The sequence below is a fragment of the Rossellomorea sp. y25 genome, assembly GCF_038049935.1.
In the GTDB taxonomy this organism is placed as follows: domain Bacteria; phylum Bacillota; class Bacilli; order Bacillales; family Bacillaceae_B; genus Rossellomorea.
Window position 1 is genome coordinate 3,473,047 of the sequence record NZ_CP145886.1, and the last position, 14,205, is coordinate 3,487,251.

The 14,205-nt window shown below is 46.5% G+C and carries 12 protein-coding genes and 2 pseudogenes; all 14 read right to left on the minus strand.

Features of this window, described 5'->3' with window-relative positions; all coding sequences use genetic code 11:
- Positions 1-82: 82 nt before the first annotated feature.
- The 14 genes and pseudogenes from AAEM60_RS17595 to AAEM60_RS17660 all read right to left on the minus strand — a co-directional run bounded on the left by AAEM60_RS17595 (position 83) and on the right by AAEM60_RS17660 (position 14,171).
- Complete coding sequence (locus AAEM60_RS17595; protein WP_341356791.1) at positions 83-1,432, minus strand: HAMP domain-containing sensor histidine kinase; 1,350 nt, start codon at positions 1,430-1,432, stop codon at positions 83-85.
- Positions 1,425-2,102: a response regulator transcription factor gene (locus AAEM60_RS17600; RefSeq protein WP_341356792.1), complete on the minus strand. Its 678-nt coding sequence runs from the start codon at positions 2,100-2,102 to the stop codon at positions 1,425-1,427. The genes AAEM60_RS17595 and AAEM60_RS17600 overlap by 8 nt, the downstream gene beginning before the upstream one ends.
- A 678-nt stretch (positions 2,103-2,780) precedes the next feature.
- Positions 2,781-3,719 (minus strand): ribose ABC transporter substrate-binding protein RbsB, encoded by a 939-nt coding sequence (gene rbsB / locus AAEM60_RS17605; RefSeq protein WP_341356793.1) that lies wholly within the window; start codon positions 3,717-3,719, stop codon positions 2,781-2,783.
- Between the two features lie 10 nt (positions 3,720-3,729).
- The gene (rbsC, locus tag AAEM60_RS17610; RefSeq protein ID WP_341356794.1) at positions 3,730-4,683 is read right to left on the minus strand and encodes a ribose ABC transporter permease RbsC; all 954 of its coding nucleotides are present in this window, start codon (positions 4,681-4,683) and stop codon (positions 3,730-3,732) included.
- Positions 4,676-6,166 carry a sugar ABC transporter ATP-binding protein gene (locus AAEM60_RS17615; protein ID WP_341356795.1) on the minus strand — a complete coding sequence of 497 codons (1,491 nt, stop codon included), beginning with the start codon at positions 6,164-6,166 and terminating at the stop codon, positions 4,676-4,678. The genes rbsC and AAEM60_RS17615 overlap by 8 nt, the downstream gene beginning before the upstream one ends.
- An 18-nt stretch (positions 6,167-6,184) precedes the next feature.
- Complete coding sequence (gene rbsD, locus AAEM60_RS17620) at positions 6,185-6,571, minus strand: D-ribose pyranase (RefSeq protein ID WP_341356796.1); 387 nt, start codon at positions 6,569-6,571, stop codon at positions 6,185-6,187.
- Complete coding sequence (rbsK, locus tag AAEM60_RS17625) at positions 6,568-7,458, minus strand: ribokinase (protein ID WP_341356797.1); 891 nt, start codon at positions 7,456-7,458, stop codon at positions 6,568-6,570. Before rbsK ends, rbsD begins: the two co-directional genes overlap by 4 nt.
- Positions 7,459-7,464: 6 nt before the next feature.
- Positions 7,465-8,445, minus strand: a complete 981-nt coding sequence (locus AAEM60_RS17630; RefSeq protein WP_341358014.1) for a LacI family DNA-binding transcriptional regulator — start codon at positions 8,443-8,445, stop codon at positions 7,465-7,467.
- Positions 8,446-8,873: 428 nt separating this feature from the next.
- A complete protein-coding gene (locus tag AAEM60_RS17635) occupies positions 8,874-9,287 on the minus strand; it encodes a hypothetical protein (protein ID WP_341356798.1) in 414 nt (137 codons plus the stop codon).
- 104 nt (positions 9,288-9,391) lie between these two features.
- Positions 9,392-10,009 (minus strand): annotated as a pseudogene (locus tag AAEM60_RS17640) (WYL domain-containing protein); the annotation flags it as partial.
- A 428-nt stretch (positions 10,010-10,437) separates the two neighbouring features.
- A complete protein-coding gene (locus AAEM60_RS17645) occupies positions 10,438-11,634 on the minus strand; it encodes a M20 family metallopeptidase (RefSeq protein ID WP_341356799.1) in 1,197 nt (398 codons plus the stop codon).
- Between the two features lie 12 nt (positions 11,635-11,646).
- Positions 11,647-12,483 (minus strand): MetQ/NlpA family ABC transporter substrate-binding protein, encoded by an 837-nt coding sequence (locus tag AAEM60_RS17650; RefSeq protein WP_299739165.1) that lies wholly within the window; start codon positions 12,481-12,483, stop codon positions 11,647-11,649.
- Between the two features lie 11 nt (positions 12,484-12,494).
- The gene (locus AAEM60_RS17655; protein WP_148996068.1) at positions 12,495-13,157 is read right to left on the minus strand and encodes a methionine ABC transporter permease; all 663 of its coding nucleotides are present in this window, start codon (positions 13,155-13,157) and stop codon (positions 12,495-12,497) included.
- A pseudogene (locus AAEM60_RS17660) lies at positions 13,147-14,171 on the minus strand (methionine ABC transporter ATP-binding protein). Before AAEM60_RS17660 ends, AAEM60_RS17655 begins: the two are co-directional and overlap by 11 nt.
- Positions 14,172-14,205 lie beyond the last annotated feature (34 nt).

Consider the following 14,205-nt stretch of genomic DNA (forward strand, 5'->3'; position numbering starts at 1 on the left):
GATTTCACTATAAAAGAGAAATGTGCCCTGAATATGACCAAGAAACATAAAAAAAAGGCAGACTCTATAGAAGAGTTTGCCGTTATTTCGGGAGAACGATATGAATAGAAGTTCCTGCTCCAACTTCACTTTCAATGGAGATTTCACCTTCATGAAGGTCAATGATTTTCTTGACAATGGCCAGCCCTAATCCACTGCCCTGTCCTGAAGGGACCCTTGCTTTGTCCACCTTGTAAAACCGGTCAAAAATAGACGGAAGATCCTTTTCAGGAATCCCCATCCCCGTGTCCGAAAAAACAACGTGGATTTTGTTTTGCATCTCCCTTACCACTACTTTAATTTCGCCACAGAGATTGGAATATTTGATACTGTTGGTTAGTAAATTATGCCATACCTGCTCTAATTGCAATCGGTCTGCTGTGATCTCTGCTTTTTCAACCTTCTCTAAATCCAACTCAAGTTTTTTTTCAAGCCATTGGGGCTGATGGCTTAAAAAAACGTGCCTGATTTGTTGATCGAGGCGAAAGGTTTCTTTCTCCAGTAATGAATCCTTATTTTCCAACACGGACAGTTTTAATAAGTTCTCACTCAGCTTTGCAAGTCGTTCACTTTCTTTTTGAATAATAGTTAAGTAATGATCCCGCTGTTCTTTTGAAAACTCATTTTCCTTTATCGCAACAGCAAATCCCCTGATTGATGTCAAAGGTGATTGTAAGTCATGTGAAACATTGGATATAAATTCTTTTCGCATCGTTTCCAGTTTCATCAGTTCCGTAGTCATTTTGTTAAAGCTTCTGACCAATTCGCCGATTTCATCTTTTTGCTTAATGGAATTAATTTGCTTGAAGTCACCTTTTGCGATTTTGGTTGTCAACGCGGTCAGCTTTTTGATTGGATTGACTAATAGGTAAGCTGCCAGTAAATAAAGTAAGCTGCCAATCATCAACACATACAGTAATACGGTAATCAGAGCCTCTTTAATAACATCAATGCGATCCATGATTCTTGGCTTGAGAAAGAGCGCATATCTCGTTCCCTCCACTTGAAATGGCAAACCGATTGTCACTTTCTTTAACAACCTTTTTTCCGTGGATTTCACTCGATACACGCCTCCATTCAGCACTTTCCGGACGTCAGAAGGGGCTGCCAATGGTTCATCCGTATGTTTTCCAAACACCTTCACTTCTCCATCTTCTGAATAGAGGGCTATCGTCATGGCTGGTATACCCGCTAAATAGCTTTCAAGGTTCTCTTGTCCCATCGTTTTCTGTAACTGAATGATCCCCTTGCCAGCCTGGATCATTTCTTCCTCCAACTCATTTAACACACGTTCTTGATAATAGCTGAAAGTGATAAAGAAAGCGGCTGTCAAACTTATTCCTACAACCAAAATGAATGTGACTACAACGCGGACATATAACGTGTTAAACATCCTTCGATACCTCTAAACGATAGCCCAGTCCCCTGATTGTCACGATATCAAATGCCGTTTGTTGATTTAATTTTTTTCTTATTTTCTTAATATGTGAATCGACGGTTCGATCAAAGCCTTCAAAATCACTTCCCCAAACTTCTTCTATTAACTGGTCTCTTGAGAACACTTGACCAGGATGACTGGCCAGTTTGTACAGGAGTTGAAACTCTTTTAACGGAAAAAGGACAGGCTCATGATTAACGGTCACTTCCATACGGTTCGCATCAATGATGACATTTCCAATGGTTACTCTATCTGCCGTATTGATTTTGTATCTCCTCAACAGCGCTTTAACCCGCATCATTAACTCATGTGCATCAAATGGCTTGACAATATAATCATCCGTCCCTTGCTGAAAGCCTTTTACTTTATCTTCGCTCTCACCCTTAGCCGTAACCATTAAAATCGGCAGGTCATATAACTCCCTTATTTCCTTACAAAGCTCCCAGCCGTTTTTATTTGGCATCATCACATCAATGATACATAAATGAATGGTGCGCTCAGATAAAAGATTCGCAGCTTCTACACCATCGGTTGCTTCTACAACTGTATATCCCTCTTTTTTCAAATAGATCCCGATCAATTCCCTAATGAAATGATCATCATCTGCTACTAAAATGGTGGCCAAGATAACACCTCATTCTGAAAAAGTATCTTTATGTACAACCAGGAGTAAGAAATTTTATATCGATAGTCACCATTATAGTATAGGTGATGAAATAAAAATAATATCACTGCATATTCTTCATTTGCTTTATTGCGCACTCAACACAATGTCTGATTCATCTGCATGAGGAACGTTTTCCTGAATACAATAGAAGTTTTTATTATGTTTATGGTACATCGGAAATGTGACGTGAGTATGACCCACTAGATCTAAATGTAGTTGTTTCATTGCGCAGGAAGATCTACAATGTCTGCTCAAAATCGTGTAGCGAGGGTTTGACCCCAAAATCTTCAAATGAAGAACTGCCACTGATTTTTAATCATCGGGATTGTCTGGTGGAATGTCAATGTATGAAACAGCCCAGTAATCATTCTCATCGTAAATTCCTCCAGGCGTTTTCGTATGTATCATCAAAATCCCCTCCTCAAAAAAATTATTAATGCAATACCAGTTTTTCATTCTACCTGCATTATTATAAATTCCTGAGTTGTTCATCTTTTTGCATCAAATCCGATAGATAAATATCTATTTGGTTGCGAACCTGATTACAATTGATGCCACGTACCAAGGGTCTAACTCCATTATCCAAAAGAAAAAGCCCCTTCCGCACAAACACACGAAAGGGGCTTCCCACCTAGTTTATTCTTCTAATGCCTCTATATTCTCCTCCGTCACCAACTTCAACGGAACCGGAATCTTCTTGTCTACCTTCTTCCCTGACAACACATCAGCCCCAGCCTGAACGGCCAACGAACCAATCTTCTCAGGCTGCTGAGCCACAGTCGCAGACAGATTACCATTCCGAATGCTAGTCATCGCATCTTCATTTCCATCAAATCCAACGACTAATACATCACGACCAGAACTCTGGATCGCCTGCAGTGCTCCCAATGCCATTTCATCGTTATGAGCGAACACCGCTTTGATATCTGGATTCCCCTGGATCAGGTTCTCCATTGTATTCAATCCTTCTGTACGATCAAAGTTGGCAGTCTGCTTGGCCACAACATCCAGCTTTTCATCCGCGATGTTGTGGAACCCGGCTCCCCGCTCACGTGTGGCGGATGCTCCAGGGACACCTTCAAGTTCTGCAACTTTGGCTCCTTCACCAAGTTGTTCGACGAGGTATTCTCCGGCCATTTCGCCGCCTTTTTCGTTATCCGAACTGACGAGTGTGGCGACGTCTCCTTTTTCCGCTGAGCGGTCAAGGGTGACTACGGGAATACCCAGGCTGTTAGCGGACTGGACGGCAGTGGAGATGGCCGCTGAGTCCGTTGGGTTGATGAGTAAGACGTTGACCCCCTGCTGGATGAGGTCTTCTACGTCATTGATCTGCTTGGCAGCATCGTTTTGTGCATCGACGACAACGACTTCCATGCCTTGTTTTTTTGCTTCGTCTTCTACTCCGTTTTTCATGGAGACGAAGAATGGGTTATTTAGGGTTGAAACGGATAGTCCGATTTTGATGTCTTCAGGGTTCGAGCTTTTATTTGGCTTTGCCCATTCCGGCGGCTGCAGGGAGCAGGCGCCTAGGAATAGGAGTGACAAACTGATTAGTAGTAACCATGCTTTTTTCATAGTATCCCTCCTACGCTGCTTTCTTTCGGTCGATGAGAACGGCGATGATGATGACGACACCCTTTACGACCATTTGGAAGAAGGATGAGACGCCGAGCAGGTTCAGACCGTTGTTTAACGTTCCGATGATGAGTGCACCGATCAGTGTTCCGACGATCAGTCCGCGTCCGCCTGACAGGCTTGTCCCGCCTAGGACGACGGCGGCAATGGCATCGAGTTCATAGGATGTACCCGCTGTCGGCTGGGCTGAATTCAGGCGTGACGTGAGGATTGCTCCTGCGAGTGCGGCCAGTAAGCCGGCCAGGGAGTAGATCATCACTTTGATGCGTGGAACTTTGATCCCTGAGATGAGGGCTGCTTTTTCATTTCCACCGATGGCATACGTTTTTCGGCCGAACGGGGTTTTATGCAGGATCACCCACAGGATCGCGAATGTCAGAATCATCGTAACGGCAGGTACTGGAATTCCAAGGAAGTATCCTCTTCCGAACAGTTGAAAGGCATAGCTGTCACCGAGTCCCGTGATTGGGTTTCCGTCTGTGTACACAAGCGTCAACCCGCGGAACATCGTCATTGTTGCAAGTGTGGCGATGAACGGCGCCATTTTTCCTTTTGTGATCAATAGTCCGTTGACCATTCCCATCATGGCTCCAAGAATACAGCCGATCAGGATCGCAAGGATCGGGTCGATTCCCGATACCATCATCCCGGCCATCAGGGCACTGGATAAGGCGAGAATCGAGCCTACGGATAAGTCAATTCCCCCGGTCAAAATGACGAAGGTCATCCCGTAGGCAATCAGAGCGTTGATCGCAACCTGTCGTAATAGATTCAATAAGTTCAAGGGTTCTAGAAAACTAGGGTTGATGATGGATACGGTCGCAATCAGCACAAACAGTCCGAGAAGTGGACCGAGCTTTTGCATCAGATTGCCGACGTGATTCGTTTTGAGTGCGTTATTCATGTGCGTGACCTCCTGTCGCCAATGTCATGATTCTTTCCTGTGTGGCATCTTCCTTTGATAGCTCTCCTGCGATGGTCCCTTCATGGACGACGAGGATGCGGTCGCTCATTCCGAGTACCTCTGGCAGTTCGGATGATACCATTACGATCGCGACACCCCGGTCGGTGAGCTCGTTCATCAGTTGATAGATTTCCCGTTTTGCTCCGACATCGACTCCCCTTGTCGGTTCGTCGAGAATGAGCACTTTCGGACCGATTCCGATCCATTTGGCGATGACAACTTTCTGCTGGTTCCCGCCGGAAAGGTTCTTTGCGTGAGTCCGGGCTGATTCAGTTTTGATCGTCAGCCGTTTGATGAGCATTTCCACAAAGTCCTGTTCGCTTTTATCGTTGATCAAGCCTTTTTTCGTGAAGCTGTAGAGACTTGGAAGAGCGATATTATCCTTCAGGGAAAAGTCGAGGACGAGTCCTTCATCCTTCCGATCCTCGGTGATGAAACCAAGACCGAGTTTTACCGCCTGATCAGGTGTTTTAATGGTGACCGGTTTACCGTTTACGATTATCTCGCCTTCATAACGGCCGTCGAGTCCGAAGATAGTGCGCATGATTTCCGTTCGGCCTGCTCCCATCAATCCTGACATACCGACGATTTCTCCTGAACGGACTTCAAAGCTTACTTTTTCAAACAGTCCCTTCTTAGTCAGGTTCCGTACTTCAAGCATCGTTTCGCCTGGCTTTGGATCCCGTGCCGGGAAGCGGTCGGTCAGTTCACGTCCAACCATTTTCTTCACGACCTCATCGAAATTCGTCTTGGGGATTGGCGTTGTATCCACCGTGCGTCCGTCTCGCATGACCGTGATGGTGTCACAAATCGTGAAGATCTCTTCCATCCGGTGGGAGATGTACACAATTGATACGCCGGCTTTCTTTAGGGAACGGATGACGGTGAAGAGCGTCTCGATTTCCCGGTCCGTCAAGGCCGCCGTCGGCTCGTCCATGATGATGACTTTTGCATCCGTCATGAGGGCTTTGGCGATTTCGATCATTTGCTGCTGCCCGACCGAGCACTGTCCCGCTTCTTTTGTGAGAGGGATGGAAATGTTCAGCTTTTCAAACTGTTCATTCGCAACCGCTTTCATTTTTCTCGTATTGATGAGACCGAATTGTGTAACCGGTTCCTTATTGATGAAAAGATTCTCAAGGACGGTCATCTCCGGCCAGACGTTCAGTTCCTGATGGATGAAGGCAACGCCGAATTCCTCGGCCTGCTTCGGATTATCGAACGTCATGTCCTTCCCGTCGATGGTGATCGTTCCCTGATCCTTCTTGTGAAGACCCGTCAGGATGTTCATCAGGGTCGACTTTCCGGCACCGTTTTCCCCCATCAGGGCATGAACTTCTCCGTCCCCGATCTCGATGTCGACGCCTTCAAGGACCTTGTTCGTCCCAAATGCTTTATGGATATTCTTCATGCTGATCTGCATGCTACTACCCCCTTTGTTTTAAAAAATGACTCCCGCGTGAAGGATGCAATTTGCGTATGGTGTGACTTCCCCCGTGCGGATGACGGCCTTCGCTTTATGGGTTTCTTTCTTGAAGTCTTCATGGGATACATACTGGATCCCATCAAACCATGAGGTCATCTGTTTATGGACCCCTGTATTCGTTTCCACTTCTTCTGCAAGCGTTACGGTTTCGACGACCATTTCTTCCTTTAACAGTTCCACCACGTCAAGGAAGGACGGCTCTCCCGGTTTCAATGCCAGGTCGATTTTCACGACGTCTGACGGAATCGGGAGACCGGCATCGGCCACGACGATCGTATCAGTGTGACCGAAATCGGCTAGTATTTTTGCAATGTGACTGTTCAAGATGCCATGTCGTTTCATTCTGCCAGCTTCCTTTCCACTTCATCTCTTGTCGGCATTCCGCCCTGTGCCCCGAATCCAGTCACGGAAAGGGATGCGGCGCGGTTTGCGAATCGGAGGCTTTCTTCCATTGTTTGTCCTTCAGCAACTGCCGTTCCGAATGCGGCGTTGAAGGTATCGCCTGCTCCAGTCGTATCAACGACTTCGACTTTAAAGGAAGGAACCATGATTTCCTTTGTTCCATCATGGTAGCGGACTCCGGCTGCTCCTTCGGTGATGATGACTTTGTCAGGATATTGTTTCAGTGCTTCTGACGGATTCATTCCGTTAAAGAGTACATCTGCTTCATGTTCATTCGGTGTCAGATATCTGGCTCCATCGATGACTTTTTGTGAAATCTTCCGTGCCGGAGCCGGGTTCAGTAGCAGTGGGACTTCAATCTTGTTGCACAGGTCTGCCACGTACTCAACGGTTTCCTCTGGGATTTCCTGCTGGATCATGATGAGATCGCATGTTTTGAGGAAATCTGCTGTTTTCTCGACGTACTCAGGAGTCACAAGATCATTGGCCCCTTTGACGACGACAATGCTGTTGTCCCCTTCAGCGAGGATGATATGAGCGGTTCCGGATTTCTGACCTGTAACCGGTTCCACATAGTCGGTATGAACACCGTTGCTCTTAAAGTTTTCTAAAATCTCTTGGCCGTACGGATCGTCTCCTACGCATCCGATCATGTACACGTCAGCTCCAAGCCTTGCTGCGGCAACGGCTTGGTTGGCTCCTTTTCCTCCGGGAACCGTGTCAAAGCTGTCCCCCAGTACCGTTTCCCCTGCACCTGGTCGTTTGGATGATGTCACCACCAGATCCATGGATGAACTGCCGATCACGGCAATCTTCGCTTTTTTCATCTTCCTTCATCCCTTTCGTGTTGTGTTTCGCTGTATGAGTTCAACCGGAAGCTGAACCGTTGTATCGATGTCTTGTTCTTTTTTTATCAGTTTAATCAGAAGTGCCGCGGCCTGCCTGCCCATTTCGTAAGCCGGCTGCCTGATTGTGGAGAGCGCCGGATAGGAAAGGCTGCTCTGTGGGATGTCATCGTAGCCGATGATCTGTACGTCTTCAGGTATCTTCTTCCCGAGTCTCAAGGCCTCATGGAGAATCGCAATCCCGACGATATCATTACTTGCGATCACCCCGTCCGTATCAGGATACGTGGCGAACAGTTCCTCCGCCCAGCCCTTTGCATCTTCAAAGGAGAACGAGGTCGTGGACATCACCGTGAAATCGACGTCGGTCCCGCTTAAGTACTCCACGGCTCCACGGAATCGGTCCTGAGCCGGCTTGACGTGGCCCGGTCCCTTCATGACGGTGATCCGCTTCGCCCCTTTTTCAACTAAGGTCTTTGCCGCCAGGCGCCCCCCTTTGCGGCCGTCCGCATAGACCGCCGGATAGTTATCCGTGGTCCGGTCAAGGAGGACGAGTGGGAGATTCAATTCACTATACAGCTGATCATGCTCCACATGATTGGTCGCTGAGATCATGCCGACGACATTGTTCTGAACGAAAGTCTGGATATAATCCAGCTCCTTCTGAATGTTCTCGTCGCTGTTTCCTAGGAGTAGCCTGAAACCAGCCTCACTCACTTCATCCTCGACCCCTCTCGCCAGCTGCGGAAAGTACGGGTTCGTGATATCCGGAAGCAGCAGTCCGATCAGCCTCGACTCTCGTTTATATAGGGAGCGTGCGACCTCATTCGGGCTGTAATTCAGCTTCTCGATCGCCCACATCACTTTCTTCCTCGTCTCGGCTCCTACATAGCCGTTATCATTCAGCACCCGGGAGACCGTCGCCACCGACACCCCCGCTTCACTCGCCACATCCTTGATTGTTGCCACGCTTGTCACTTCCTGTTCGTTTGGTTGGTTATTGTGTAACCGGTTACACATAAAATAACATAGGTTTGTAATCGTTTGCAATAGTTTAATCCTAAAACTTATTGACCAGTTCAAAGGATAAATTTTGAATTCATGAACTAAGAGCTAGTGTCCTTGGTATTTCAGCAGGCGATCCAAAGTTTTGGAATCTATAAAGAGCAATAGCTATATATCAGTCTATAATGATATACTATTTGAATTCATAAATGGTAGCCAGTAGAAAAAAAAGACTCTTCAAGTGACGAGTCTTTTTCTTTGTCATAGGATTAGTAAACATGTGAGTGAACTATTATCCTTTGAAGTCCTCTATACTGAATATGGACTAAGATACATAAAGATGGTCGGCGAAATGACTGTTCCGTTCAGATTTTAAAGATCCAGTTCTAAAGTTACCTTTCTTTTTTGTAGGGAGTAACTTGTATCTTCTCTACCTCCCATTTAAGACCTTGTTTCTTTAAATAAAAATCAGCACGACCTTCATAAATTGCTTCTATACCCTTTTTTTTATCGTTTTGAATGATTTCGATCGTTACTGTAACAATATTGGGTCTACTAGGAAAATCACTTACAATTAAATTTGGATTCTCTAAATTTCGCTCTTGGGAATACTCAAAAAAGTATTGAAGTTTTTTTTGATTCTCATTTGAGATTTCTTCGACTTCCTTGTTTTCCTGGACATCCTCCATGATATTGGTTACTACTTTTTTTGGTGATTGATTTACTATATTAAAAACAAAAATCAGAATGGTAACCCCCACAAGAATGAAAGCTATTACGAGAAACGACTTTTTGTTTAGAGTCAATTGTAACGATCCTTTCGTGTAAAATATAGTACGTTTCTAACGCTGTTACTTATAGAGAGGTCAATCAGGATTGCATTTAGTAATTATAACGTATTTTAAGTTACCAATAGACTTTCCATTCGATCGACTCTAAAACTGCGAATATCATTTCGGAGATGACAAAATCCAATCACATACCACCTATTATTCCAATAGATCATTTTGTACGGATCAACCAATCTTTCACTTAATGGCTTTTCGCCACTCTTTTGATAAAGAATGTTGACTGAGTACCCGTCAGCTACGGCCTGCTCCAACTCCTTCAGTAAAAGTTCCATAGAGGGTGGACGTAATCGACTTATGACTTCAAGACTGGTTACATGTTGGTTGATCTTTGCTTCCTGCTCTTGATTGGAGTGGTGGCTTAGTTTAGAAATGGCCCTACCGAGTGCTTCCCCTCCATAATACCCGGCTTCTTCTGCAAAAACAGCCGCATGAAAGAGTGAAGTTTGCTCCTCAAAATCAAAAAACAGAGGAGCCTCAACAAAATGGTTCAATAAAGAGTATCCACCGTTATGTCCTGGTTCTGAAACGATCGGTACGCCACTTGTTGAAATGGTATCAATATAACGATACACAGTCCTTATATTCATCTCTAGCTTTTCTGAAATTTGTTGTGCTGTCATTTTTTCACCTGAACGAAGCATCCATAGAATGGCTAACATATTGTCAATTTTAGGCATATGATTCCACCTCTATATTCATAATCATCTTAGAATACCAATTATTTCAAATATGATACTATTGAGCAATCCCCCTTTGGAGGAATAAGCATTTTATCTATATTTTTGAAATTATAAACCAAGCGTTTGGTTACTTATGTATCAGATTTTTTAGTTCTGTTAAATAGACGGAAAAATTCCCGTTAATTAGTAATTTAATAGAAAAATGGCTGAAATAGACGGAAAAATTCCGCCTATTTACTCAAAAAGTACAAAAATAGGTGATTTTTCTATTCATAAGCGGAAAACCTCCGCTTATTTCCCCCGAAAATAAGTTCCATTCACAATATAACCGGAATAACTCCGCTTATTTTACCGTCACCGATTCTCCTATAAAGGGCAAGCTCTCTCACAAAAAAGACAGCCCTCATCTGGCTGTCTTCTCATCCTTATTGACTTGTACCGAACTCTTCCCATATTTCCTCTAAAAGCCCCTTATCCGTCAGCAGTTCATACCCTGTCAGCGCAAGTGCCTTTGCTCCGATCACAAGCGCACGGTCACCCTCGGTGGATTTAGCCGCTTCCCTGAATTCGTTCGTGTGGACGACGAGGGATTCGGGGCCGATTTTGATGTAGGGGTGGATGGTCGGGACCACCCGGCTGACGTTACCGGCATCGGAGGAACCGAGTCCCTTTCGTTCTGTATCGTCGAAGGATTCCCCCAGTGACTCGATGGAGCGCTGGAATACTTGATCGAAACGGCGGTTGAGCTGAAAGTGATCGACTTCATTTTGGATTTTGATGACATTCAGTTCTGTCCCCGTGGCAAGTGCCGATCCCTCAGCGATCGCTTTCACCTTCTGCGTGACTTCATTGCACGCTTCCCTGGTGGCAGCCCGTATATAGAATCGGGCCTTTGCATAGTCAGGGACGATATTGGGTGCGTCCCCGCCGTGGGTGATGATGCCGTGGATCCTGACATCATCGGTCACGTGCTGGCGAAGGGCGTTAATGCCGTTGAACAGCTGGATCACACCATCAAGGGCATTGATGCCGTCTTCAGGGGAAGCTGCCGCATGGGCAGATCTTCCTTTGAATTCGAAATCAAGTGGATCCACCGCAAGGGTTTTCCCTGTCTGTGTTGTCCTGTTGAACGGATGGACCATCATGCAGGCATCCACTCCTTCGAACAAGCCCGCCTTAACAAAACTGCCCTTCGCACTTCCATTCGGACCGCCTTCCTCGGCAGGAGTCCCGAACACGACCACTTCCCCTCCTGTTTCATCGAGTACGGACGACAGGGCGATGGCCGCCCCGCAGCTTGCCGTCCCGATGATATTGTGACCACAGGCGTGACCGAGTCCAGGCAGGGCGTCATATTCAGCCAGGTAGCCGATGACCGGCCCTTCTTTTCCTGAATGTTTGCGTGCCACAAAGGAAGTCTCATGGCCCGCCACTCCCCGTTCAATGGAGAATCCGTTGGCTGCAAGGAGGGTGGTCAAGGTCTCTGAAGCAAAGAACTCTTCGTTACCGATTTCAGGATTGTCGTGGATCTGATGGCTGGTCGACACGAGTTTCACAGCCAGTTGATCCACTGCCGAGAGGATGTTGTTCTTACGATGGGCAATCGCTGCTGGTTGACTCATCTCTTTTCCCTCCTAATGCAATTCACTGACCGGCACGAATGTCGGGATCAGGGAATCTTTATATGTTTTCTTGATATGTTCCGCTACGTCATCTTCCTGGTAGAGATCAACAATCTTTTTATAGGTCTTATTGTCTTTATCTTTTTCCTGCGCTGCGATGATATTGATGAACGGCTTAGACTCCGCCCCTTCGATATAGATGCTGTCATCAACCGGTACGAACCCTGCTTCAACAGCCACACCATTATTGATGATCGATGCCGCCACATCCGGCAGTACCCTCGGTGTCTGGGCAGCGACGACCGGTGTGAATTCAAGGTTTTTCGGGTTTTCTTTAATCGCTTCGAGACCCTGTGACTGATCAAAACCTTCTTTCAGTTGTATCAAACCTGCTTCCTCCAATAGGAGAAGGGCACGGCCTAAGTTAGTCGCCTCTTGAGGAACGGCTACTTTACTGCCTTTCGGTAAGTCTTCTACCGATTTATATTTTTCCGAATAGATTCCCATCGGCGCGATGATCGTCGAGCCGATCGGTACAAGGTCCAGATTATGTTCTTCAACGAATGAATCAAAATACGAAATCGTCTGGAAGGCGTTCAGGTCGATATCCCCATCGGCCAGCGCCTGGTTCGGTCTCACGTAATCGGCAAACTCCACAATCTCGATTTCAATCCCTTCCTTCGCTGCTTTCTCCTTCATATACTCCCAAATCGGCACCCCAGATCCATTCACTCCGACTTTAACGACTTCTTTTTCACCTGAGCCGGATGCACTGTCTCCCGAGCAGCCGCTCAATATAAGGGTGATTAATAGAATGGCGATACTTGCCAGGCTGATTGATTTTTTCATATTCCTCTCTCCTAACGTCTCCTGATGATTTTTGATAATGTATTCCCTGCTGTCTGCAGTCCCTGCACCATCACGATTAAAATGATGACGGTCACGATCATGACGGATGTTTCAAATCGCTGATATCCGTAAGCAATGGCGAGGTCCCCGAGTCCACCGCCTCCGACTGCCCCGGCCATGGCCGATGCTCCGACGAGTCCGATGGTCGCGATCGTAATATTCAGGACCAGTGTACTCAGTGCTTCCGGAATGAGGATCCCGAAGATGATCTGCCACGGCCCTGCCCCCATGGACTCCGCCGCTTCAATGACACCCGGTTCCACTTCAAGGAGCGAGCTCTCTACCAGTCTTGCAATATACGGTGCTGCAAATACGACAAGAGGTACCACGGCTGCCGCCGTTCCGATCGATGTGCCCACTACCAATCTTGTAAAGGGGATGATGGCCACCATCAAGATGATGAACGGAATCGAACGGAACACGTTGATGATGCTGCTCAATATGGAAAAGACGATTTTATTTTCAAGTAAGTGCCCCTTCCTCGTGACCACAACGATGATGCCGAGGGGAAGCCCGATCAACGTGGCAAACAGGAGGGAGAATGACACCATCGCCACGGTATCCCATGTCGCTTCAATAATTCTTGGCCAGAATAATTCCCAGTTAACTTGCACGCTTCTCCACCTCGCTTACGAATAATCTGTTCTTCCAATAATCCAGGATCTCTTCCGTCTCTTTCTTGCTGCCAATGATCTGTACGATGAGATTCCCGAACGGCTTACCTTGGAGTTCCGTGATCTGGCCGAATAACACATTGATGTGGGCATCGAATTTCTTTGCCGTTTCGGAAAGGATCGGCGTGCCCGTCGAATCACCCTTGAAAATGAGGCGGCAGATGCGCCCTTCTTTGCTGTCATTCAATTTGTCGAGAACCGATGCCGGCAGCTGATCATTCATGACACTCTTCACAAAGTTTTTCGTCGTCGGGGTCTGCGGGTTGGAGAAGATATCGAAGACGCTTCCCTCTTCAACGATTTCTCCATTTTCCATGACAGCGACCTTATCACAGATTTCCGGATGACCCCCATTTCGTGGGTGATCATCACAATCGTAATGCCATACTCCGCGTTGATTCTCTTTAATAAGTTCAGAATCGATTCCGTCGTCTGAGGATCAAGTGCGGATGTGGCTTCATCGCAGAGCAGAATCGAAGGCGATGTCGCCAGGGCCCTTGCTATTCCCACCCTTTGCTTCTGCCCTCCTGACAGTTGATCCGGATAATGCTTCGCTTTATCTTCAAGTCCGACAAACGCGAGCAATTCCTTTACTCTCTCGCTGATCTTTTCTTTTGGCCATTTTGCAAGTTTCAGAGGATAGGCGATATTCCCTGCCACCGTCCGGGATTGAAACAGATTGAAATGCTGAAAGATCATCCCGATGCGGTGCCGCTCCTTCCTCAGATCGACTGCCGACTGATCTTTCAGGCTGCGCCTCTCTATGAAAATATCACCCAATGATGGTTTCTCTAAAAAATTGAGACAGCGGACAAGCGTGCTTTTTCCCGCCCCGCTGAATCCGATCACACCATAAATCTCTCCCTTCTTCACTTCGAAGGAAACATTTTTTAAAGCGGTGAATGGGCCATTCTTCGTCTCGAATACTTTCGTAACATTCTGAACTCTGATCATATAAGACTTGCTCCTTTCGCTATGTATACTTCTT

Coding starts and splice junctions, on each gene's coding strand:
- rbsD (WP_341356796.1), bottom strand. CDS start 6,571: ATGAAACGACATGGCATCTTGAACAGTCACATTGCAAAAATACTAGCC.
- AAEM60_RS17615 (WP_341356795.1), bottom strand. CDS start 6,166: ATGCAGATCAGCATGAAGAATATCCATAAAGCATTTGGGACGAACAAG.
- AAEM60_RS17650 (WP_299739165.1), bottom strand. CDS start 12,483: ATGAAAAAATCAATCAGCCTGGCAAGTATCGCCATTCTATTAATCACC.
- rbsK (WP_341356797.1), bottom strand. CDS start 7,458: ATGAAAAAAGCGAAGATTGCCGTGATCGGCAGTTCATCCATGGATCTG.
- rbsC (WP_341356794.1), bottom strand. CDS start 4,683: ATGAATAACGCACTCAAAACGAATCACGTCGGCAATCTGATGCAAAAG.
- AAEM60_RS17595 (WP_341356791.1), bottom strand. CDS start 1,432: ATGTTTAACACGTTATATGTCCGCGTTGTAGTCACATTCATTTTGGTT.
- rbsB (WP_341356793.1), bottom strand. CDS start 3,719: ATGAAAAAAGCATGGTTACTACTAATCAGTTTGTCACTCCTATTCCTA.
- AAEM60_RS17645 (WP_341356799.1), bottom strand. CDS start 11,634: ATGAGTCAACCAGCAGCGATTGCCCATCGTAAGAACAACATCCTCTCG.